The sequence below is a fragment of the Caulobacter sp. BE254 genome (genome assembly GCF_031457295.1).
Lineage (GTDB): Bacteria > Pseudomonadota > Alphaproteobacteria > Caulobacterales > Caulobacteraceae > Caulobacter.
The window spans coordinates 37,400-57,211 of sequence record NZ_JAVDWJ010000021.1; the positions used below are offsets into that span (position 1 = coordinate 37,400).

Annotated in this window: 21 protein-coding genes; 7 read left to right on the forward strand and 14 right to left on the reverse strand. The window is 69.1% G+C overall.

All coding sequences use genetic code 11. The features are described 5' to 3' along the window. Nucleotides 1-30: 30 nt before the first annotated feature. From J2X41_RS23855 to J2X41_RS23880, 6 genes are all read right to left on the reverse strand, one after another. Nucleotides 31-804, reverse strand: a complete 774-nt coding sequence (locus tag J2X41_RS23855) for a protein imuA (protein ID WP_310086837.1) — start codon at nt 802-804, stop codon at nt 31-33. Between the two features lie 111 nt (nt 805-915). Next, complete coding sequence (locus J2X41_RS23860) at nt 916-1,281, reverse strand: VanZ family protein (RefSeq protein WP_310086840.1); 366 nt, start codon at nt 1,279-1,281, stop codon at nt 916-918. Between the two features lie 283 nt (nt 1,282-1,564). Continuing rightward, nucleotides 1,565-3,145 (reverse strand): phosphoglycerate dehydrogenase, encoded by a 1,581-nt coding sequence (serA, locus tag J2X41_RS23865; RefSeq protein WP_310086843.1) that lies wholly within the window; start codon nt 3,143-3,145, stop codon nt 1,565-1,567. Between the two features lie 148 nt (nt 3,146-3,293). Further along, on the reverse strand, nt 3,294-4,466 hold the full coding sequence (locus tag J2X41_RS23870; RefSeq protein ID WP_310086846.1) for a phosphoserine transaminase: 1,173 nt from the start codon (nt 4,464-4,466) through the stop codon (nt 3,294-3,296). Nucleotides 4,467-4,601: 135 nt separating this feature from the next. Next, the gene (locus J2X41_RS23875) at nt 4,602-4,997 is read right to left on the reverse strand and encodes a hypothetical protein (RefSeq protein WP_310086897.1); all 396 of its coding nucleotides are present in this window, start codon (nt 4,995-4,997) and stop codon (nt 4,602-4,604) included. A 105-nt stretch (nt 4,998-5,102) separates the two neighbouring features. Then, the gene (locus tag J2X41_RS23880) at nt 5,103-5,450 is read right to left on the reverse strand and encodes a hypothetical protein (protein WP_310086849.1); all 348 of its coding nucleotides are present in this window, start codon (nt 5,448-5,450) and stop codon (nt 5,103-5,105) included. A 170-nt stretch (nt 5,451-5,620) separates the two neighbouring features. Between J2X41_RS23880 and J2X41_RS23885 the strand changes: the two genes are divergently transcribed. Both J2X41_RS23885 and J2X41_RS23890 read left to right on the forward strand, forming a co-directional pair. Further along, nucleotides 5,621-7,504, forward strand: coding sequence for an ATP-binding protein (locus tag J2X41_RS23885; RefSeq protein WP_310086852.1), 1,884 nt, complete (start codon nt 5,621-5,623; stop codon nt 7,502-7,504). 325 nt (nt 7,505-7,829) lie between these two features. Then, complete coding sequence (locus J2X41_RS23890) at nt 7,830-8,225, forward strand: hypothetical protein (protein ID WP_310086854.1); 396 nt, start codon at nt 7,830-7,832, stop codon at nt 8,223-8,225. Nucleotides 8,226-8,330: 105 nt separating this feature from the next. On the opposite strand, the gene J2X41_RS23895 is transcribed toward J2X41_RS23890, so the two are convergent. The 3 genes from J2X41_RS23895 to thiD form a co-directional block, all read right to left on the reverse strand. Further along, the gene (locus J2X41_RS23895; protein ID WP_310086857.1) at nt 8,331-9,176 is read right to left on the reverse strand and encodes a PhzF family phenazine biosynthesis protein; all 846 of its coding nucleotides are present in this window, start codon (nt 9,174-9,176) and stop codon (nt 8,331-8,333) included. A gap of 262 nt (nt 9,177-9,438) precedes the next feature. Continuing rightward, nucleotides 9,439-10,023: a nucleotidyltransferase family protein gene (locus tag J2X41_RS23900; protein WP_310086860.1), complete on the reverse strand. Its 585-nt coding sequence runs from the start codon at nt 10,021-10,023 to the stop codon at nt 9,439-9,441. Beyond that, nucleotides 10,020-10,841: a bifunctional hydroxymethylpyrimidine kinase/phosphomethylpyrimidine kinase gene (gene thiD / locus J2X41_RS23905; protein ID WP_310086863.1), complete on the reverse strand. Its 822-nt coding sequence runs from the start codon at nt 10,839-10,841 to the stop codon at nt 10,020-10,022. The genes J2X41_RS23900 and thiD overlap by 4 nt, the downstream gene beginning before the upstream one ends. 160 nt (nt 10,842-11,001) lie before the next feature. Between thiD and J2X41_RS23910 the strand changes: the two genes are divergently transcribed. From J2X41_RS23910 to J2X41_RS23920, 3 genes are all read left to right on the forward strand, one after another. Then, nucleotides 11,002-11,571: a hypothetical protein gene (locus J2X41_RS23910; protein ID WP_310086866.1), complete on the forward strand. Its 570-nt coding sequence runs from the start codon at nt 11,002-11,004 to the stop codon at nt 11,569-11,571. Then, the gene (locus J2X41_RS23915) at nt 11,561-11,920 is read left to right on the forward strand and encodes a hypothetical protein (RefSeq protein WP_310086870.1); all 360 of its coding nucleotides are present in this window, start codon (nt 11,561-11,563) and stop codon (nt 11,918-11,920) included. The genes J2X41_RS23910 and J2X41_RS23915 overlap by 11 nt, the downstream gene beginning before the upstream one ends. Before the next feature lie 361 nt (nt 11,921-12,281). Further along, nucleotides 12,282-12,671: a hypothetical protein gene (locus J2X41_RS23920; RefSeq protein ID WP_310086874.1), complete on the forward strand. Its 390-nt coding sequence runs from the start codon at nt 12,282-12,284 to the stop codon at nt 12,669-12,671. A gap of 96 nt (nt 12,672-12,767) precedes the next feature. Here J2X41_RS23920 and J2X41_RS23925 read toward each other — a convergent pair whose 3' ends face one another. Next, entirely contained in the window at nt 12,768-13,757 is a 990-nt protein-coding gene (locus tag J2X41_RS23925; RefSeq protein ID WP_310086877.1) for an alpha/beta fold hydrolase, read from the reverse strand. Nucleotides 13,758-13,798: 41 nt separating this feature from the next. Here J2X41_RS23925 and J2X41_RS23930 point away from each other — a divergent pair, with 41 nt between their 5' ends. Beyond that, nucleotides 13,799-14,254 (forward strand): helix-turn-helix domain-containing protein, encoded by a 456-nt coding sequence (locus J2X41_RS23930; protein ID WP_310086880.1) that lies wholly within the window; start codon nt 13,799-13,801, stop codon nt 14,252-14,254. A 150-nt stretch (nt 14,255-14,404) separates the two neighbouring features. Here the strand turns inward: J2X41_RS23930 and folP are convergent, their stop codons facing one another. After that, nucleotides 14,405-15,214, reverse strand: a complete 810-nt coding sequence (gene folP / locus J2X41_RS23935) for a dihydropteroate synthase (RefSeq protein ID WP_310086883.1) — start codon at nt 15,212-15,214, stop codon at nt 14,405-14,407. Between folP and J2X41_RS23940 the strand changes: the two genes are divergently transcribed. Next, nucleotides 15,213-15,683 (forward strand): DUF5063 domain-containing protein, encoded by a 471-nt coding sequence (locus J2X41_RS23940; RefSeq protein WP_310086886.1) that lies wholly within the window; start codon nt 15,213-15,215, stop codon nt 15,681-15,683. The genes folP and J2X41_RS23940 overlap by 2 nt on opposite strands. On the opposite strand, the gene J2X41_RS23945 is transcribed toward J2X41_RS23940, so the two are convergent. The 3 genes from J2X41_RS23945 to tilS all read right to left on the reverse strand — a co-directional run bounded on the left by J2X41_RS23945 (nt 15,670) and on the right by tilS (nt 19,650). Further along, a complete protein-coding gene (locus tag J2X41_RS23945; RefSeq protein WP_310086889.1) occupies nt 15,670-16,158 on the reverse strand; it encodes a YbjN domain-containing protein in 489 nt (162 codons plus the stop codon). The genes J2X41_RS23940 and J2X41_RS23945 overlap by 14 nt on opposite strands. Before the next feature lie 140 nt (nt 16,159-16,298). Beyond that, nucleotides 16,299-18,173 carry an ATP-dependent zinc metalloprotease FtsH gene (gene ftsH, locus J2X41_RS23950; RefSeq protein WP_310086891.1) on the reverse strand — a complete coding sequence of 625 codons (1,875 nt, stop codon included), beginning with the start codon at nt 18,171-18,173 and terminating at the stop codon, nt 16,299-16,301. A 76-nt stretch (nt 18,174-18,249) separates the two neighbouring features. Continuing rightward, a complete protein-coding gene (tilS, locus tag J2X41_RS23955) occupies nt 18,250-19,650 on the reverse strand; it encodes a tRNA lysidine(34) synthetase TilS (RefSeq protein ID WP_310086893.1) in 1,401 nt (466 codons plus the stop codon). Between the last annotated feature and the right edge of the window lie 162 nt (nt 19,651-19,812).

Genomic DNA, 19,812 nt, shown 5'->3' on the forward strand with positions numbered 1-19,812 from the left:
GCGCGGTCGCCTCCCCCACGGGGGGAGGGACTAGGCGGTGCGACGGTATTCTTCCTCGCCCACGTCGTGATCGGCCAACTTCGACACCAGACGGAAAGGATGCGGGCCATCGGCGGCCTCCGCTTGTTCGAGGATCCAGGCGCCGGGACGGCCGCCCCGGCAGCGTTCGAGTTCGACCCGCCAGCGCGGTGGGCCCAGGCCTGGCAGGCCCGGCGGCGGCTGGCTGGGGGCGGCGGCGATCCGCCAGCGGGTCTGGGCGGCCGCGCCGGAGACCTCGCGCGCCTTGCCCGCCGGACCGCCATAGGGCCGTCGTCGCAGCAGCACCCCGGTGGCGCCGCGCCGCTCGCAGGCCAGCTGCAGGCGGCGGCCGGCCTTGAGGTCCGGGCTCTGCGCCTCGCCGATCGCGGCGGCCACCCCGACCGTGGCCAGGGCGTCCTCCAGCACCGCCAGCACCTCGGCCTCGTCACGGGCCCGGACCTGGATCAGCCGGCCGGTGGGAAAGCCCAGGCCGGCCAGGCCGGGCGCGTGCAGGTCGGCGCGGCGCATCACCCAGACCACCGCGCCCTGGGCCGCCAGCGGCCGCAGCATCAGGGCCGCGAAGGCGGCGGGGGCGGCGCCGGTCTCTTCCTCCAGCCCGGCCCCGCCCACCTCGTGCCAGCCGCCGCGCGGCAGGCCGCCGGCCGGAAAGCAGCCGTCGATGCGCGGATCCCCGAACGGCAGGACGGGAGGCGGAGTCCGAGTCCCCGCCTCCAGGGCGGCGATCTGGGCTCTCAAAACCGAAAGGGCGGGCCTCGCCCCGGGCATCCCTGCATCTCCAATGTTCCACTTTTGTTCTGACCCTCCAGGCGTGGAGAGTCAAGCGGAGCCGGGTCGCGATTCAGGGATGCGCTGGAATGACGCGCCGGGGGCGCAGGCCTAGAACCGCGCCTCGGCCCGCCACCACCGCGACACCAGCATCGGTCCGAACGCGGCGCTGATGCCGCAGGCGTCGGCGAACAGATCGAACCACGAGGCGTCGCGGCCGACGAAGGCCTGCAGGATCTCGATCGCCCCGCCAAACGCCAGGATCACCAGGCCGATGCGGTGCAGCCGGCTCTGCGGCAGGGCCAGGCTGGCCAGGATGCTGAGCACGTAGAAGACCAGGAAGTGCTTGGCCTTGTCCCAGGGGATCAGGCCCATGCTGTCGTTGTCGGGCAGCAGGGCCTTGGCCAGGGCGTAGGCGGCGGCGGTCAGGAAGACGATGAAGACCAGGCGGTTGATCTTGCGGGCGCGGAGGGACATCGAAGCTCCTGACTGGGACGTCCGCACCTAGCCGGTCCGGTGAGGCTTGAAAATGGCCGGACGACGTCTTGGGCGCATCGCCTTGCGGAATGCATGGGATCTGCACGCTCTTCCTTCTCCCCTTGCGGGAGAAGGTGTCGGCGAAGCCGACGGATGAGGGGTCGATGAACGCGAAAACCGCGCCCAGCCTTTCGACCGAACGCGGCTTCGAACGTCTGAGAACCCCCTCATCCGACCTGCTACGCAGGCCACCTTCTCGCGCAAGGGGAGAAGGGTCCGGGCTCTAGAACGTCAGCGCTCGCGCTTCCTTGACGTGCGGCAGGGCCTGGATCTTGGCCAGCAGGGCCTCGTCCGGGGCCTGGTCGACGCCGACCAGGGCGATGGCGTCCTCGTCGGCCGAGACGCGGCCCAGGTTGAAGGTGGCGATGTTGACGCCCGCCTCGCCCAGCAGCATGCCCAGGGCGCCGATGAAGCCCGGCTTGTCCAGGTTGTTGATGTACAGCATGGCCGGCGAGAAGCCGGCGTCCAGCTCCATGCCCTTGACCTCGACGACGCGCGGGGCGCCGGCGACCACGGTGCCGGCGAAGGCGCGCTTGCCCTTTTCGGTGGTGATGGTGATGCGCATCAGGCTGTCATAGGTGGGGCTGACCTCCTGGCGGCTCTCCGAGACGGTGATGCCGCGCTCCTTGGCCACGGCCGGCGCGGAGACCATGTTGATCTCGGCCAGCATCGGCTTGAGGATCCCGGCCAGGGCGGCCGAGGTCATCGGCTTGACGTTCAGCTTGGAGACCTCGCCCTCGAAGGCGATGTCGATGGCCTTGATCCCGAAATCGACCATCTGGCCGGCCAGGGCGCCGATCTTCTCGGCCAGGGCCACGAACGGCTTCAGCTTGGGGGCTTCCTCCGCGGTGATCGAGGGGCTGTTCAGCGCGTTGGTCACCGCGCCGGTCAGCAGGTAGTCGCTGACCTGTTCGGCCACCTGCAGGGCCACGTTCTCCTGGGCCTCGCTGGTGCTGGCGCCCAGGTGCGGGGTGGCCACGACCTTGTCGCTGCCGAACAGCGGGTTTTCCTTGGCCGGCTCGGTGACGAACACGTCGAAGGCCGCGCCGCCCACATGGCCGTCGTCCAGCAGCTTGCGCAGGGCGACCTCGTCGACCAGGCCGCCGCGGGCGCAGTTGACGATCAGCACGCCCTTCTTGGTCTTGGCCAGGTTCTCGGCCGACAGGATGTTGCGGGTCTTGTCGGTCAGCGGGGTGTGCAGGGTGATGACGTCGGCGCGGGCCAGCAGGTCTTCCAGCTCGACCTTCTCGACGCCCATCTCGACGGCGCGCTCGGGGCTGAGGAAGGGGTCGTAGGCCACGACCTTCATCTTCAGGCCCAGAGCCCGGTCGGCGACGATGCCGCCGATATTGCCGGCCCCGATCAGGCCCAGGGTCTTGGCGTAGAGCTCCACGCCCATGAAGCGGTTCTTCTCCCACTTGCCGGCCTGGGTGCTGGCGTCGGCGGCCGGCAACTGGCGGGCCAGGGCGAACATCATGGCGATGGCGTGCTCGGCCGTGGTGATCGAGTTGCCGAACGGGGTGTTCATCACCACCACGCCCTTGGCGGTGGCGGCGGGGATGTCGACATTGTCGACGCCGATGCCGGCCCGGGCGATGACCTTCAGCCGGTTGGCGGCGGCGATCACGTCCTTGTCGAGCTTGGCGCCCGAGCGGATGGCGATGCCGTCATAGTCGCCGATCACGGCGATCAGCTCGTCTTTCGACAGGCCGACCTTGATGTCGAAGTCGACGCCGCGGTTCTTGAAGATGTCGACGGCGGCGGGGCTGAGCTTGTCGGCGATGAGGACGCGGGGAGCGGTCATGTGGGGGATTCCTTGCGGAGAAGTTTGAAAACTCCCCCCACCGGCGCTTCGCGCCGCCTCCCCCACAGGGGGAGGACCTCGTTTAAGACCCTCCCCCTGTGGGGGAGGTGTCGGCGAAGCCGACGGAGGGGGGAGTAAAGCTAGGCTGTTAAGCGGCGGCCAGTTCGGCCGAGATGGTGGCGAAGGCCCAGTCGAGCCAGGGCGTCAGGGCCTCGAGGTCCGAGGCCTCGACGGTGGCGCCGCACCAGATGCGCAGGCCGGCCGGGGCATCGCGATAGCCGCCGATGTCGAGGGCCGCGCCCTCCTTCTCGAGCAGGCTGGCCAGCTTCTTGGCGAAGTCGGCCTGGGCGTCGTCCGGCAGGGCGGCGATCGCGGGATCGACGACCTTCAGGCACACCGAGGTGTTGGAGCGAATGTCCGGCGTCGCCGCCAGGAACTCGACCCAAGGGGTGCGAGCGACCCAGTCGGCCAGCACGGCCAGGTTCTGGTCGGCGCGGGCCTGCATGGCTTCCAGGCCGCCGATCGAGGCGGCCCATTTCAGGGCGTCCAGGGCGTCCTCGACGCACAGCATCGACGGCGTGTTGATGGTCGCGCCCTCGAAGATGTCGGCCGCCAGCTTGCCGCCCTTGGTCATCCGGAACAGCTTGGGCATCGGCCAGGCCGGGGTGTAGCTTTCCAGGCGTGCCACGGCCCGGGGCGACAGGATCAGGATCCCGTGCGCGCCCTCGCCGCCCAGGGCCTTCTGCCAGGAGAAGGTCACGACATCGAGCTTGGTCCAGTCCAGGTCCTGGGCGAAGGCGGCGCTGGTGGCGTCGCAGATCACGACGCCCTCGCGGTCGGCGCTGATGAAGTCGGCGTTGGAGACGCGGACGCCCGAGGTGGTGCCGTTCCAGGTGAAGACCAGGTCCTTGGCCGGATCGACCTTGGCGGTGTCAGGCAGCTGGCCGTAGGGGGCGTCGAGCACCTCGACGTTCGGCAGCTTCAGTTGCTTGGTGACGTCGGTGACCCAGTCCTTGCCGAAGGACTCGAAGGCCATGACCTGCACCGGGCGAGCGCCCAGCATCGACCACATCGCCATCTCGACGGCGCCGGTGTCCGAACCGGCGACGATGCCGATCAGGAAGTCGGCGGGGACTTCCAGCACTTGCCGCGTCTGGTCGATGGCGGCCTTCAGGCGGCCCTTGCCCAGCTTGGAGCGGTGCGACCGGCCCAGGACGGCGTTTCTGAGATTTTCGGGGGTCCAGCCAGGGCGCTTGGCGCAGGGGCCGGAAGAGAACTCGGGGCGAGCCGGGCGGATCGCCGGCTTGGCGAGGGTGGTCATAGCGATGTCTCCCATCCTTACAGATGGACAGCGCCCCGTTGGGGGGGCGTGGCCCGCCGGCGACAAACTCTTTTTCGACGGGGAAGGCAAGGAGAGATTTTGCGGCGGAACGGGCGAATCACCCGCGGCTGGCAATTATCTTGCCGCGTGGAGCTGTTTCGCCGTACGGGCCTGCTTGCGCCACGCGGCGAAGATGCCGAACAGGATACAGACCAGCACGCCGGCGGAGTTCAGGTTGTTGACCATGCCGTAGGTGCGGTCATGCGGCTTTTCGCCGATGATATAATAGGCGTGCAGGCTGAACTGGATCGCCTGCAGCAGCATCGCGCCGCCCAGCCACGGGCTAGTGTAGCGCAAGGCCAGCACAAGGAAGCTGAAGCCGTAGAGGCCTTCGCAGAGCAGATAGACGCCAGGCCTGGACGGCGCCGGCAGGAACAGTTGAATCAGCGGATAGACAATGGCGCCCACCAATACGATGAGACTGCCCCAGCGCTCGGGCGGGCCGCCTCGGGCCCACGCCAAACCGCACACCAACAAGGTGGCTGCCCATCCCAGAAGAGGCGCGATCTGAACATGCATCCCTAGAGTCTCTAGCGCGAATTAGAGACCCTAGGGATTAAACTCTTGCAATATTGCTTAGCTCGCTTCGGACAGGCGCTCGTCCGACCGATCGTCCGCGACCTGGGCGGAACCTTCCTTGGCGTCCCAGCCGAACATCTTGGTGCGAACACCCAGACGCAGGCGGGTCTGATCCAGCTGGCCGTGCGCATCGACCATGGCCGTGCGGGCTTCCGACAGCGCGGCCACGGCGGCCGCGATCTTGGCCGAGGCGCCGGCGGCGACGGTCGCCGACAGGCCCAGATCCTTACGAGCCTGCACCAGTTCGCCCATCATTTCGGCGACTTGCACCATGGCCGTGTCGATCGCGGCCTCGGTGCTATGCAGCTTGGCGGCCACACGTTTGACAACAAAAACCTTTTCCACGCCCCATCTCCTTAATGAAAGACTAAAAATAGAGGTAAACGAAAAGTTAAGAAGAAAGCAATGAGAAACGCCCGTTAACGTTGTTTTGTCGCAGGGGGTCGGCACCTTGGAAGCGAAGCGTTAGGAAGATTGAGCGAAGGTGGACCCCTGGGATTCTCCTGGGACGGGAAATGATCGACGACAGCCGCAACTCCGGAGTCGCGACGCACGCGCCCCTGCAGGCGCGAATCGCGGCCGTCGCGCTGACCACGACAGTGGTCGCGCTGCTGGCGGCGTGCCTGTGCTTCATGCTCCAGCAGTGGAGCGTCGCGCGCCAGGAATCCCGGACGAACCACGAGATCCTGGTCCAGATGGTGGCCGCGGGGGCCGCCGCGCCGGTGGCCGACCACAACACGGTCGGCGCCTACCGCGCGCTCGAGGCGGTGGCCAAGGCGCCCAACGTCGCGTCCGTGCGCCTGACCGACATGCATGGCCAGGTGGTCGCCCAGATCGGCGCGGCCGACGACGCCGAGGTCGACACCCTGGTCCGTCCGATCAAGCTGGGCTCGCGCCAGGTGGGGTCGCTGGCCCTGTCGGCTCGCCGCCCCAGCCTGACCGACATCATGGCCCGCGACCTGGCCCTGACCGGCACCCTGTTCTTCGGCTCGGCCGGCCTGGCGATCCTGCTGGCCAACGGCCTGGCCCGCCGCATGACCAAGCCGATGGAGCGCCTGTCCAACGCCATGCGCGAGGTCGCCGCCGACGGTCGCTTCAAGCCGGTGGAGCAGGCCGCCGACGACGACGTCTTCCACAGCCTGACCGCCAGCTTCAACCACCTGGTCTCGCGGCTGGAGATCAACGACCACGAGCTGCGCGGGGCCATGGCCGAACTGGTCAAGGCCCGCGACGACGCCAACGCCGCCAACGTCCTGAAGTCGCACTTCCTGGCCAATATGAGCCACGAGATCCGCACGCCGCTGAACGGCGTGCTGGCCATGACCGAGGTGATGGCCATGGGCGAGCTGTCGGCCGCCCAGCGCGAGCGCCTGTCGGTGATCCGCGAATCGGGGGCCCTGCTGCTGTCGGTGCTCAACGACGTGCTGGACCTGTCGAAGATCGAGGCCGGCCGCCTGGACCTGGTCGAGCGCGACTTCGACCTGGCCAGCCTGGCCCTGTCGGTCCGCGAAACCTACGCCACCCAGGCCCGGGCCAAGAACCTGGAGTTCGGGGTGTTCGTCGCGCCCGAAGCCCTGGGCTCGTGGCGCGGCGACGTCGACCGCCTGCGCCAGATCCTCGGCAACCTGGTGTCCAACGCCCTGAAGTTCACGCTGGAGGGCAGCGTCTCGGTGCGCTTCGCCTCGGCCGACGACGGTGGCGGCCTGCGCATCGACGTGGTCGACACCGGCATCGGCATTGATGCGGAGACCCTGCCGCGCCTGTTCGACAAGTTCGTCCAGGCCGACAGCTCGACCACCCGGCGGTTCGGCGGCTCGGGCCTGGGCCTGTCGATCTGCAGCGAGTTGGCCACCCTGATGGGCGGCGGCGTCCACGTGCAGAGCCGCGAGGGCCAGGGCTCGACCTTCACCGTCGTGGTGGCCATGCCGCGCGGCGAGGCGGCCGCCCCCGCGCCGGAGGAAACCGCGCCGCCGCCGATCGAGTCCGAGCGCCGCCTGCGCGTGCTGGCCGCCGACGACAACCCCACCAACCAGAAGGTCATCGCCGCCGTCCTGGCCCCGCTGGGCGCCGAGGTCGAGCTGGTCGCCGACGGCGTCGCCTGCGTCGAGGCCTGGAAGCGCGGCGGCTTCGACATCGTGCTGATGGACATCCACATGCCGGTGATGGACGGCGTCGAGGCGGCCCGCACCATCCGGGCGCTCGAGGTCGGCGAGGGCCGCAAGCGCATCCCGATCGTGGCGGTGACCGCCAACGCCCTGGTCCACCAGGTCGAGGGCTACATGGCCGCAGGCATGGACGGCCACGTCGCCAAGCCGATCGAGGTGACCAAGCTCTACGACGCCATCGAGACCGCCGTCGCCGCCGCCCGCCGCGAAGGCGCGAAGGTCGCCGCGGCCTAGGTCTTTCCGCTTTGCGCGGGGCGATCGCCTATGGATCTGCTCTGAAAAAACCTGTCATCCCGGACAAGCTCGGCGGAGCCGAGCGCCGATCCGGGACCGCCGCAAGCACTGCGTTCACGCCCCGGTCCCGGATCTTCGCGCTGCGCGCTCGTCCGGGATGACAGCCGTTTTTCGGTCCTGCGCAATGGCTCCCCCAGAGGGGAGCAATGGTTCACCTACCTGAACGCAACATAACGGGCGGCTCAGGACCGCTTCAGCCGCCGTGTGGTCTCTTGTGTCCAACGTCGCCTCGTCGGCGCCGGACATCTTCAAGAGGAACCGTACGATGAAAAAGATTCTGCTTTCGATCGCCGCGGTCTCGGCCATCGCCGCCGCCGTCCCCGCCGTCGCCTCGGCCCAGGACTATGGCTACGACCGCGGCCCCGATCGCGGCTACGACCGCGGCTACGGCTATGGCGGCGACCGCGTCGCCCGCCTGGACGACCGCATCGACCGCGGCATCCGCAGCGGCGGCCTGACCCGCAACGAGGCCTGGCGCCTGAAGGGCGAGCTGCGCGACACCGCCCGCCTGGAGGCCCGCTATCGTCGCGACGGCCTGAACCGTTGGGAGCGCGAGGACCTGGATCGCCGCTTCGACCGCATCAGCGCCCAGATCCGCTACGAGCGCCACGACCGCGACTATGGCTACGGCCGCGACTATCGCGACGGCCGTCGCTACTAGGCCCTAGAGCAAGCCGCGCGATATAGGGTTCGCGCGCCTTGCTCTAGACTTTTGTTTTCGCATCGCTTTTGCGGAAAACCGGCATCCACTTTTCCGCGCGATGCTTTAGACGAGGGCCGGCGCTACCCGCAGCCGGCTCTCCACCATCGTGAAGCCGCGGCCGCGCAGGAGAACGCGCGCGCCGCGGTTTTCGCAGTCCAGGTCCCCGCCCCGTCCGGGATAGGCCTGGTGGAACCGCAAGGCCGCCACGCCCAGCTTGTCGCCGTACAGCGGCGCCAGCATGCAGTGGGCCGAGCCGGTGGTCGGGTCCTCGGGAATGCCGGCCGCCGGGGCGAAGAAGCGGCTGACCACGGCGTAGTCCCGGCCGGGATCGGCCAGGGCGGCGACGATCACCTGGCCCGGCCCGCCCTTGGCCAGGCCGCCGCCGACGGCGCCCAGCAGGGCCAGGTCCGGCGACAGCCCGCGCACCGTCGCCTCGTCGGCGACCACGGCCAGCAGGTACTGCCCCGCCCAGACCTCGATCGGCGTCACCCCCAGGGCCCTGGCCAGGTCGGGTCCGGCCTCGCCCCGCGTCGGCGGATCGGCCGGAAAGTCCATCTCCAGCCCCGCGCCGCCGAACACGCCGTCGACCCGGCGTACGGTCAGCTCGCCCGACAGGGTGTCGAAGCTCAGCAGCGGAACCTCGACGCCCATTTCCTGGAACAGGGCATGGGCGCTGGCCAGGGTGGCGTGGCCGCACAGCGGCGCCTCCAGGGCCGGGGTGAACCAGCGCAGGCCGAACCGGGCGGGATCGGCGGTCTTCAGCAGGAAGGCCGTCTCGGCCTGGTTGTTCTCGGCGGCCAGGGCCTGCATCCAGGCGGCGTCGGGCCATGCCTCGAACGGCTCGACCACGCAGGCCGGATTGCCCTTGAACGGGCCGGAGGCGAAGGCGTCGATGGTCCACTGGCGCATGGCGGGAGCTCCTGGAAATGACGGCTTTCGCGGTCGTAGGAGCAAGGCGTCACGGGATCAAAGGCAACATTGTCACGGGTGACAATGTTTTGCCGCCGCGCATTCAAGACGTTCGTCATCCCGGGCCTTGTGCCCAGGACCCCTGGTTCAGCTGACGGTGAAGCGAAATGGCGCGCCGGCGCGCCACCCCTCCGCGCTTGCGACGGACAGAGGGTTCCCGGGCACGAGGCCCGGGATGACGGTGGGGAAAAGGGAGAAGCCCCTATTCCCCCTCCACCACGATCTCCGGCCAGCGGGCCTTGGCCGAGCCGGTGGTGCGGGCCCAGCCGCCGGCCCCCTTCACCCGCAGGGGATTGGGCCGCAGCCGCAGGGCGAACAGGTCCTCCAGTCCGAACGGGGCGAACACCGACAGGGTGTCGTCGGCCTCCATCCGCACGCCCACGCAGAAGGCTGTGGCCACGAAGCGCTTCAGGGCGTCGGCGCTGGACTCGAGCGGCGGGTAGGGCTCGTCGGCCCCGAACTTCTGTTCGAACCACAGGTGCACGCGGGCCTGGTTGCGGACCTCGACCAGGCTCCTCAGCGGCTCGTCGAACGCCGCCGCCACCCGTTGGATCACGACGTCCTCGGCCTCGTAGGAGGTATCGGACGCGTCGTGATAGGCCACGTCGTAGTCCTTGATCCCGTAGTCGGGCGCCCGGCCGGTCAGGTGGTTCCAGACCGGCTGGTAGACCGCGCCGGAGAACACCATGCCGTCGGGCAGGTCCAGGTCGCGGACCGTGCGCAGCACCTGCAAGGTGGTGGGCGTGGCGCGGATGATCTCGACGAGACGGGCTTGCAGGTCGCTCATTTGCGCACCACCCAAGCATGGTCCAGCGGTCCGTGCCCGGCCCCAAAGCCCGGCGCGCGCAGCATGGCCTCGTGGACGTAGTTCCAGGCCCGGGCCACCGACTCGGTCAGGGTCAGGCCCTGGGCGAAGCCGACGGCGCAGGCGCTGGCCAGGGTGCAGCCGGTGCCGTGGGTGTGGCGGGTGTCGATCCGCTCGCCCTCGAAGGCCGTCTCGCCCTGGCGGGTGATCAGCAGGTCGACGACGCGCTCGCCCGGCCCGTTTCCCTCAAGAATGTGTCCGCCTTTCATCAGCACCGCGTGGGCGCCCAACTCCAGCAGCGCCTCGCCGGCCCGGCGCAGGTCATCGGTGGTCTCGACGGTCAGTCCGGTCAGGGCGGCGGCCTCAGGAGCGTTGGGGGTCAGCAGGGCGGCGCGCGGCACCAGCAGGCTCTTCAGCGCCCCGACCGCCGGCTGGGCCAGCAGCGCGGCCCCGCCCTTGGCGACCATCACCGGATCGATGACGGCCGGAATGCTTTTCGCGCTGTCCAGCACCCGGGCCACGACCTCGACCGTGGCGGCGTCGCCCAGCATGCCGGTCTTGAAGGCGTCGGCCCCGATGTCGTCGAGCACGGCGCGGGCCTGGGCCTCGACGATCTCCAGCGGGATCGGGTGCACGGCGGTCACGCCCAGGGTGTTCTGGACGGTGATCGCGGTGATCGCCGTGGCCGCGTAGCCGCCCAGGGCGGTGATGGTCTTGATGTCGGCCTGGATCCCCGCCCCGCCGCCGGAATCCGATCCGGCGAGGACGAGCACGCGACCGCGATGTGGCGCTTTCGTCATGCAGAGGTTCTAGCGGGGAGTCGGGGGTGGGGGGTAGGCGCCTTGAGGGCGTGGCCGACGCCTCGTCCGTAGGAAAGGCCGCGACATTCTCGATCCGGCTCCGGAACCTTCACCGTATCCGGCGCGTATTCACTGCCAAGTTGTGTTGGTGGGGTTGCCGATGAGAAGACTGCTTTGCGCCGCGCTGGTCGGCGCGGCCTGTTGCGCGCCGGTCGCGGCCCTGGCCCAGGCGGCCGGCGGCGACGGGATCGACCCGGCGACCCTGGACCTGGCCAAGCTGATCGAGTGCCGGACCTACGACGTGCCGTCGTACAACGCCCTGGCCTTCTGGCTGGTCGGCGACGAGGCCGCCCAGGCGCGGGCCCACTTCGGCCTGACCGAGGAGAAGACCGCCAACTTCATGCTCAAGGCCTATGCGCTCAAGGCCCCGATCACGGTGTTCGGCCGCCAGACCCGCCACATCGTCTTCAACAGCGCCGGCCTGATGGCCGTGCTGGACGAGGCCGACCCTCACCCGTTGGCCAAGCAATTGGAGATCGAGCCGGCGATCGACCTGCCGGCCAAGTTCCTCGGCGAGCGCGAGATCTCGGCCACCACCGACAAGGGCCAGGCCGGCGGCTTCACCTACAAGACCCGCGTCACCCTCAACGTCTCCACCGTCACCTCGCACCCGGGCAAGACCCTGGCCGGCTGCAGCTACACCTTCGAGATGATCGAAAATGGCCAGTAAGCCCGTCCTCGCCGCCCTCTGCGCCGTGTTCATGGCGGCCGCTGCTCCGGCCCTGGCCCAGGACCTCTATATCGGCACGGTCGACGTCCAAAAGGACCAGGTGATCCTGACCCGCTGCGATCTGGTCCAGAACCGCTACGTGCTGCGCGACCGCGAGGGCGAGGCGGACAAGCCTGTCGCCAAGCTGCGCGAACGCCTGAAGACCCTGAAGGCGCCGGTCTATGTCGAGGTGATCGGCGAGTATGTCGAGGTCCAGGGCGAGGACGGCAACGGCCTGGAGGTGGTCGCCCTGGAGAACCTGACGGCCGGCAAGTCCTGCCACCTGGCCGACGCCCTGCCGGCGGGGTAGGCGACCAAAGTTATCCACAGGCCTAGCCCCTCGTCCGCGAAGGAGCCGGGCCAGCGCCCACGACCCAAAGCGATTGTCATCCCGGCCTTCGGGCCGCGCGAGCGGTCCGCCTGTCGGCGAACCCGGCGCGTAGCGCGATGATCCGGGACCGACGCGTGAACTCCGAGCTTGCGGCGGTCCCGGATCGGCGCCCGGCTGCGCCGCGCTTGTCCGGGATGACAGTCCTTTTTGGCTTGGAGCAAGGGGAGGGTCGCCGCGTCTATCCCCGCACTTCGCTGGACAGACACAAGCCTTATCAACGCCCTACACAAAAACGCGCGTTTCCGATCCCCACCCTCCAGGACGGCCGCACACTAGCGGCATGACCCAAACCCAGACCCACACCCCCGCCCCGTCCATCGCCTGGTGCCAGGCGATGCAAGCCAAGCTCATGGCCGCCCTCGACGCAGCCTGGGCGAGCCTTGAACGCAGTCACGACCCGGCCGAGATCCGAAAGATCCGCGACAAGGCCAAGGCGATCGGCGACCTGGCCGCCATGGCCCGCAAGGTGGCGCTGATCGTGCCCATGGCCCGCGCCGCGCGGTCCCCCGCCCCGCCGCTGTCGGCCGCGATCGCGCCGACCCTGGCCGAGGCCCTCGCGCCCGTCGCGGCTCCCATGGTGGCCCCCATGGCCGCCCCCATGGCGGCTCAGGCCGAACACGCCCGTCGTGCGCTGGACAAGCTCAAGGGCGGACGGCGCGGACGGCTGTGAGATGCGGCGCACGTGGAGTGTCGAACCGCCCCCCGCCACGGCGAGGCCGCGCCTTGAAATCTTGATGGCGAGCCTGCTCTGGCGTCTGGCCGTGCTTCAGGTCTGTCGGATAAATTCCGAGACCAAGGCCGCGACGGAGTCCGGCGCGTCCTCGGTGCAATAGTGCCCGACGCCGGCCAGACGCTTGACCGGCGAGGCCGGGAAGAGCGCGCTGAAGAGCGGCAGGAAGTGTTCGGCTTGAAGCGTGCGGTCGGCGTCTCCCCAGATGGCCAGCGCGGGCGTGTCGCGGATCGCGCGCACGGCGGCCGGGCTTGGCGTCTCGAACCTGTGCGCGCCCGTGGCGAAGCCCTTGGCCCAGCCGATCGCCCCGAGGCAATCGGCGGAAGTCGCGAAGGGCGCGCCATAGGCCTCGAGCCAGGCGTCGGTGATGATCTGGTTGTTTTCAAAGCCGTTGAGCTTCAGCGTGCTCAGAACGTTGAAGCCGAGCTGTCCCAGCACGGCGTCCAGGCTGCCGTCCGCTTCGGCCTTGGCGATCCATTGAAACCACGGGGAGACGCTGGCGTTCGCTGCGACGCGCTCGAAAAGATCCGGCTGCCCGAACGGGGTCGGGCCGTTCACCGAGATCACGCGACGGATACGGTTCGGATGGCGGGCGGCCAGCCCCATCCCCACCGGTCCGCCGAAATCGTGCACGACAAGGGTGATTTCGGCCAGATCCAGCGCCAGAACAAAGCGCTCCAGATTGTCGACATGGTCCTGCAGCCAATAGCTGCGCCCCGGCGGCGTCTGGCTTTTTCCAAAGCCCATGTGATCCGGAACGACCACCCGGTACGTTGGGCTCAAGGCCTGGATCAGGTGGCGAAACAGGAAGCCCCAGGTCGGCTCGCCGTGCAGGCACAAGACGACTTCGCCGCCGCGCGGCCCCTCGTCGGCATAGTGCATCCGGAAGCCCGGGGCGGCGGTGAAATGCGGCGCAAAGGGATAGGCGCCGCCGAAGGTGGCGTCGGATCGGATCATGAAGGCCTCGACATTCAAAGTTTCAACTTGAAACCACAATCGCATATCGCTTGAGGTTTCATATTGCAACCGGTATCTAGGCCAGGGACGAAGCCGAAAAGCGGACCACGATGGTCAAGAGAACAAGTCACAGGGACGCGTCGTGCGGCGTCGCGCGGCCACTGGACGCCATCGGCGACGGGTGGTCCTTGCTGATCGTCCGCGACGCCTTCGACGGTCTGCGCCGGTTCGGGGAGTTTCAGAAAAGCCTGGGGCTGGCCAAGAACATCCTCGCGGCTCGCCTGCGCAGCTTGGTGGCGCACGGCGTCATGGAGGTGGTCCCTGCCTCGGATGGCGGCCCGCACCAGGAATATGTGCTGACCGCGAAAGGCCGAGGGCTGTTTCCGCTGCTTGTCGCCCTGCGGCAATGGGGCGACGACTTCTTCTTCGACGCTGACGAGCCGCGCGCGCTCCTCGTCGACAAGAAGGCGGGGCTTCCGGTGCGAAAACTGGAGCTGCGCGCGCAGGACGGACGCCTGCTTGGGCCGGAGGACGCCCTTGTGCGCTTGCCGGCGGGCGCCTCCTAGAGCATCGCGCGGAAAAGTGGACGCCGGTTTTCCGCAAAAGTGATGTGAAAACAAAAGTCTAGAGCAAGCGGCCACCTTTGAGCCCGAAATCGGCCGGGCCGAACCCTGTGCGTCAAGGTCTCGGATGGGGCGAGATCCGTCCCTAGAGCCCTACCCGCCCCCGATCGCTCCCCACACCGCCAGCGCCTGCGCCGTCTCGCGGACGTCGTGGACCCGCACCGCCGCCACCCCGGCGGCCGCGGCGTGCAGGTGAGCCGCCAGCGAACCGCCGAGGCGGGCGGCGGGGTCGGCGCCCTGCGGGTCCAGGGCGGCGATGAAGCGCTTGCGGCTGGCGCCCAGCAGGATCGGATAGCCCAGGGCCACGAAGCGCGGCAGGGCGGCCAGCAGGGCCAGGTTGTGGGCCGGGGTCTTGCCGAAGCCGATGCCCGGGTCCAGCCAGATCTTCTCCTTGGCCACGCCGGCCGCCATGGCGGTCAGGGCCCGGGCCAGCAGGAAGGCTTCGACCTCGGCGACCACGTCGCCGTAGCGCGGGTCGTCCTGCATGGTCCCCGGCTCGCCCAGCATGTGCATCAGCACCACCTCGCAGCCCAGCTCGGCGGCGGTTTCCGGCGCGTCGGCAGCGAAGCGCAGGGCGGCGACGTCGTTCCAGAGGCTCGCCCCGGCGGCGACGGCGGCGCGGGCCACGGCGGGCTTCATGGTGTCGATCGAGATCGTCACGTCGCTGGCCGCGCGGATCGCCTCGATCAGCGGAACGACCCGGTCGATCTCCTCGGCGGCGGGGACGGGCGTCGCGCCGGGCCGGGTGCTTTCGCCGCCGATGTCGAGGATGTCGGCCCCCGCGTCGATCAGCCGCCGGGCCTGGTCCAGGGCGGCGGCGCGGTCGAGGAACCGCCCGCCGTCCGAGAAGCTGTCGGGCGTGACATTGACGATCCCCATGACGCGGGGGATTGATACGGGCATGTCGTCCTCACTCGCCGCGATCGACCCGAATGCGTGGATTACGCTCAGCCGGGACTTTCTAGCCTTCGTCGCGGCGGAAGGTGAGGGCTCGCTTGATGATCTGGCCAAAAAGGTCTCGGTCCTGGTCGCCTTGGCCGAAGCGACCGAGCTGCCTGTGCTATCCGACGCCGAGAACGAACTGGACGAGCGCCCTCCGCCGGCCGGCGACTGGCTTGACCACGCCGAGCGGCGCTTCCCAGCCCTGACCGACTACCGCCAAGAAGAAGAAGCGGACCTCGGCTATGCGCCAGACAATGTCTGCGAAATCGCCGAGGAGTTCGATCGCTGGCTTCAGCTTCTAGCTCTGGGTCATGAAAGGCCGGCGCTCTGGGAATGGCGTTTCGCCTACGAACACCACTGGGGGCCGCATCACGCGGCGCCGCTTCTCACCCAGCTGGCGCTGCGCGGCGCGACCCCTACCAGTCGATGAACGTCGTGAACTTGCCGATCATCCCCGTCCAGACGCCGAAGTCGTCGTCCAGGCCCGCCATGGTGCGGCCGGCGTTCACATTGACGTCGTACTGGACGTAGGGGTCGCCGTCGTCGTCGAGATAGACCTTCAGATAGCGGTTCTTGCGGTTCCATTCGTTGGCCTTCTCCAGCTTCAGCGGCTCCTTCAGGTCGAAGCCGGCCGAGAACTGCAGCGCCTTGCAGCGCTTGGCCTCGTCGCAGTCGTAGAAATAGATCTTGAAGGTCTGGCCGTCGGCGGCGCTGTTGATCAGCGGATCGTCCGACGAATCCTTGGTCAGCTCGGCCTTGTAGCCGCCCTTCTGCAGCCAGGCCGCCACTTCGGGGCCGGTCATGCCGCCCTTGTGGATCTCCTGGGCCTGGGTCTGGGCCGCTCCGGCCCCGCCCACGATCAGCAGCGCCGTCGCGGTCGCCAGGGCGATGATCGCCGTCTTCATGTCATGCCTCCCCCGCCGCGCGCTCGCGGCCAGGGCGCAGGCTAGCGGCGCCCGCTCCGGACGCAAAGCAACCGGCGAAGAAAAAGCCGGATCGGCGAACCGGTCCGGCTTTTCCTGGTGCTGCCGCGTGGGCTCCAGGCCTAGGCGACGAGGCCCGTCGAGACCGGCACCGAGGCCACCGGCCCGGTCGGCATCTTGTTGCTCTCGTCCTCGACGCGGACGGGCTGAATGCCCTTCATGACGTTGATGATCTCGTCGCCGCTGAGGGTCTCGAACTCCAGCAGGGCCTTGGCCACCGCGTGCAGCTCGGTCAGCTTCTCGGTCAGGATCTGGCGAGCCTCGTCCTCGCCGCCCTTGACCAGGCGACGGACCTCGGTGTCGATCTTGATCATGGTGTCGGGCGAGACGTTCTGGGTGCGGGCCACCGAGTGGCCCAGGAACACCTCGTCCTGGTTGTCGCCATAGGCCACGGTGCCCAGCTCGTCGGAGAAGCCCCAGCGGGTGACCATGTTGCGGGCCAGGCTGGTGGCGGCGCTGATGTCGCTGGACGCGCCCGAGGTGATCTTGTGCTTGCCGAAGATCAGCTCCTCGGCCACCCGGCCGGCCATCATGATGGCCAGGCGCGAGGTCATCATGTCGTAGCTCATCGAGTAGCGGTCGCCCTCGGGAAGCTGCATGACCATGCCCAGGGCCCGGCCGCGCGGCACGATGGTGGCCTTGTGCACCGGGTCAGCGACGGCGACGTTGAGGGCCACCAGGGCGTGGCCGCCCTCGTGATAGGCCGTCAGCTTCTTCTCGTCCTCGCTCATGGCCATCGAGCGACGCTCGGCGCCCATCATCACCTTGTCCTTGGCGTATTCGAAGTCGTGCATGGTGACCATGCGACGGTTCTTGCGCGCGGCGGTCAGGGCCGCCTCGTTGACCAGGTTGGCCAGGTCCGCGCCCGAGAAGCCGGGGGTGCCGCGGGCCAGAGTCTTGACGTCGACGTCGGCGGCCAGCGGCACGTTCTTCATGTGCACGCGGATGATCTTCTCGCGGCCCATGACGTCGGGATTGGGCACCACGACCTGGCGGTCGAAGCGGCCCGGACGCAGCAGGGCCGGATCCAGCACGTCGGGACGGTTGGTGGCGGCGATCAGGATGATGCCCTCGTTGGCCTCGAAGCCGTCCATCTCGACCAGCAGCTGGTTCAGGGTCTGCTCGCGCTCGTCGTTGCCGCCGCCCAGGCCGGCGCCACGATGGCGGCCGACGGCGTCGATCTCATCGATGAAGATGATGCAGGGAGCGTTCTTCTTGGCCTGCTCGAACATGTCGCGCACGCGGCTGGCGCCGACGCCGACGAACATCTCGACGAAGTCCGAACCGGAGATGGTGAAGAACGGCACGCCGGCCTCACCCGCCACGGCGCGGGCGATCAGGGTCTTGCCGGTGCCGGGAGGACCGACCAGCAGGGCGCCCTTGGGGATCTTGCCGCCCAGGCGCTGGAACTTGGCCGGGTCCTTGAGGAACTCGACCACTTCCTGCAGCTCTTCCTTGGCCTCGTCGACGCCGGCGACGTCGTCGAACAGCACGCGGTTCTTGTTCTCGGTCAGCAGCCGGGCCTTGGACTTGCCAAAGCCCATGGCGCCCTTGGTGCCGCCCTGCATCTGGCGCATGAAGAAGATCCACACCCCGATCAGCAGCAGGATCGGCAGCATCTGGAACAGCACGCCCACCAGGATGTTGCCGCCCTTCTGGTAGACGATCTCGGAATTGCGGGCCTCGAGACGCTTGACCAGGTCCTCGGAATTGGTCGGGATGTTGACGCTGTAGGGCTTGCCGGTCTTCGGCTCGACCTTGACCACGTCGCCGTTGATGTTGGCCTTCTTGACCTCGCCGCTGTCGATGTTCTTGAGCAGCTGCGAATAGCTGGTCTCGCCGGCGGCGCCCGCGCGGCCGCCCTGGCTGAAGACGCCATAGGCCGCCACCACCACCAGCACGATCGCCGCCCAGATGCCCAGGGTCTTGAAATTCATACGCGTTGTCTTCCCAACGATGTCTCTGACCTTCCAAGATAGGACGGTCCGGCCGGTTTCGCCACGCGCGGGGATATCATGTCGCGGGCTCTTGATCGACACGGCCTGTCGCCGCTTCGAAACGATCCGCCACAAGACAACGCGCCCGTGTCGTTTTGGCCCCTGCAAGGATCGGGCAACTGACGCCGCCTTCCGGGTCGACGACGGCCGGAAGGGCCGGGCGGGCGGCCGGCGGCAGGGCTTTCAGGGCCTGGCGTTGGGCGGCGGGCAGCCGGGCGGCCAGGCCTTGTAGCGGGCGGACGACCAGGCCTTCCTCGACGGCGGTGATTTCGTAGCGGCCGTCCCAGACGATCGATTGGCCGACCGGCAGCCTCAAATCACCCCTCCCCCCGTGGGGGAGGCGACCCGAAGGGTCGGTGGGGGGAGCCGTCGGGCGCTCGACCACTCCCCTCACCGTCGGCTTCGCCGACACCTCCCCCATGGGGGGAGGATTTGCTGACCGCCGCGCCTCGCCGGGCTCGCGGAAGAACGACACGCCCTCCCCCGCCGCCTCGATCCGCGCCCCGGCCAGGGTGGCGGTGAAGGTCTCGCCCGCCCGGATCCGGTCCACCAGCCGCTGGAGCCGTTCGCCGCGCGGCGGCTGGGCGGTTCCAGCCGCGCACAGGCAGGCGGCGGCGACGTGGGCGGCCGGCGCGTCGCGCGGCAGGACGAGACAGCCCTCTCCTCTCCCGTGAAACGGGGAAGGTGGCGCGTCGCGAAGCGGCGTGACGGAGGGGGCGTCCGGGGCTGTCGTCATGCCGCTTCGCGACGCCCCCTCCGTCGGCTTCGCCGCCACCTCCCCCGCCTGGGCGGGGGAGGAGAGATGCGCCCGCGCCCGGGCCCGCGCCGACCTCGGATCGTCGTTGGCCGGGTCCTCCAGCCAGGTCTCGCCCCGCGCCGCCAGCCAGCCACGGATCTCGCCGCGCCCGACCGACAGCAAGGGCCGCAGCACGAACACGTCGCGCCCTTCCGGCCAGGCGGGCGACGGCGACCAGTCGCGGGGGTCGGGCACGGTCGAGCCCTCAGCCCGCATCAGGGCGGCCTCGGCCAGGTCGTCGGCGGTGTGGCCCAGCAGCAGGACCCCCGCCCCGGCCTCGCGGGCGGCGGTCGCCAGCAGGGCGTGGCGGGCGGCCCGGGCGGCGGCCGACAGGCCGGAGACGGGCTTGGGACCGGTCCAGGCCAGGGCCTGGGCTTGGGCGCCCAGGGCGCGGGCCTTGGCGACCGCCTCGGCCGTCCAGCGGGCGCTGGCGGGGTTCAGCTGGTGGTCGACGGTCAGGCTGAGCACCGGGCGGCCATGGGCCCGGGCCCAGTCCAGGACCAGGATCAGTAGGGCCAGGCTGTCGCCGCCGCCGGAGAAGCCCACCGCCAGGGGCGCGGCGGCGTTGGAGCGCAGGCGGCGGTCGAGGGCGGCGGTGAAGGATGGGAAGGATGTGATCATGCGGCCGCCGCCCTGCCCCCTCCGGCCCTTCGGGCCACCTCCCCCAGAGGGGGAGGATCTGGTCCGCTGTCCAGCGGATAGATGGGTAACAGTTTAGCCCGGTTGGATGGGTAACAGTTTTTGGCCCCGGTGATCGAGGAGGCCGATGGGCTGTTGATAGAA

Bases quoted from the DNA above. Each gene is read 5' to 3' on its own strand.
- J2X41_RS23855 (WP_310086837.1), bottom strand. From the start codon at position 804: ATGCCCGGGGCGAGGCCCGCCCTTTCGGTTTTGAGAGCCCAGATCGCC.
- J2X41_RS23860 (WP_310086840.1), bottom strand. From the start codon at position 1,281: ATGTCCCTCCGCGCCCGCAAGATCAACCGCCTGGTCTTCATCGTCTTC.
- serA (WP_310086843.1), bottom strand. From the start codon at position 3,145: ATGACCGCTCCCCGCGTCCTCATCGCCGACAAGCTCAGCCCCGCCGCC.
- J2X41_RS23870 (WP_310086846.1), bottom strand. From the start codon at position 4,466: ATGACCACCCTCGCCAAGCCGGCGATCCGCCCGGCTCGCCCCGAGTTC.
- J2X41_RS23885 (WP_310086852.1), top strand. From the start codon at position 5,621: ATGATCGACGACAGCCGCAACTCCGGAGTCGCGACGCACGCGCCCCTG.
- J2X41_RS23890 (WP_310086854.1), top strand. From the start codon at position 7,830: ATGAAAAAGATTCTGCTTTCGATCGCCGCGGTCTCGGCCATCGCCGCC.
- J2X41_RS23895 (WP_310086857.1), bottom strand. From the start codon at position 9,176: ATGCGCCAGTGGACCATCGACGCCTTCGCCTCCGGCCCGTTCAAGGGC.
- J2X41_RS23900 (WP_310086860.1), bottom strand. From the start codon at position 10,023: ATGAGCGACCTGCAAGCCCGTCTCGTCGAGATCATCCGCGCCACGCCC.
- thiD (WP_310086863.1), bottom strand. From the start codon at position 10,841: ATGACGAAAGCGCCACATCGCGGTCGCGTGCTCGTCCTCGCCGGATCG.
- J2X41_RS23910 (WP_310086866.1), top strand. From the start codon at position 11,002: ATGAGAAGACTGCTTTGCGCCGCGCTGGTCGGCGCGGCCTGTTGCGCG.
- J2X41_RS23915 (WP_310086870.1), top strand. From the start codon at position 11,561: ATGGCCAGTAAGCCCGTCCTCGCCGCCCTCTGCGCCGTGTTCATGGCG.
- J2X41_RS23920 (WP_310086874.1), top strand. From the start codon at position 12,282: ATGACCCAAACCCAGACCCACACCCCCGCCCCGTCCATCGCCTGGTGC.
- J2X41_RS23930 (WP_310086880.1), top strand. From the start codon at position 13,799: ATGGTCAAGAGAACAAGTCACAGGGACGCGTCGTGCGGCGTCGCGCGG.
- J2X41_RS23940 (WP_310086886.1), top strand. From the start codon at position 15,213: ATGTCGTCCTCACTCGCCGCGATCGACCCGAATGCGTGGATTACGCTC.
- folP (WP_310086883.1), bottom strand. From the start codon at position 15,214: ATGCCCGTATCAATCCCCCGCGTCATGGGGATCGTCAATGTCACGCCC.
- J2X41_RS23945 (WP_310086889.1), bottom strand. From the start codon at position 16,158: ATGAAGACGGCGATCATCGCCCTGGCGACCGCGACGGCGCTGCTGATC.
- ftsH (WP_310086891.1), bottom strand. From the start codon at position 18,173: ATGAATTTCAAGACCCTGGGCATCTGGGCGGCGATCGTGCTGGTGGTG.
- tilS (WP_310086893.1), bottom strand. From the start codon at position 19,650: ATGATCACATCCTTCCCATCCTTCACCGCCGCCCTCGACCGCCGCCTG.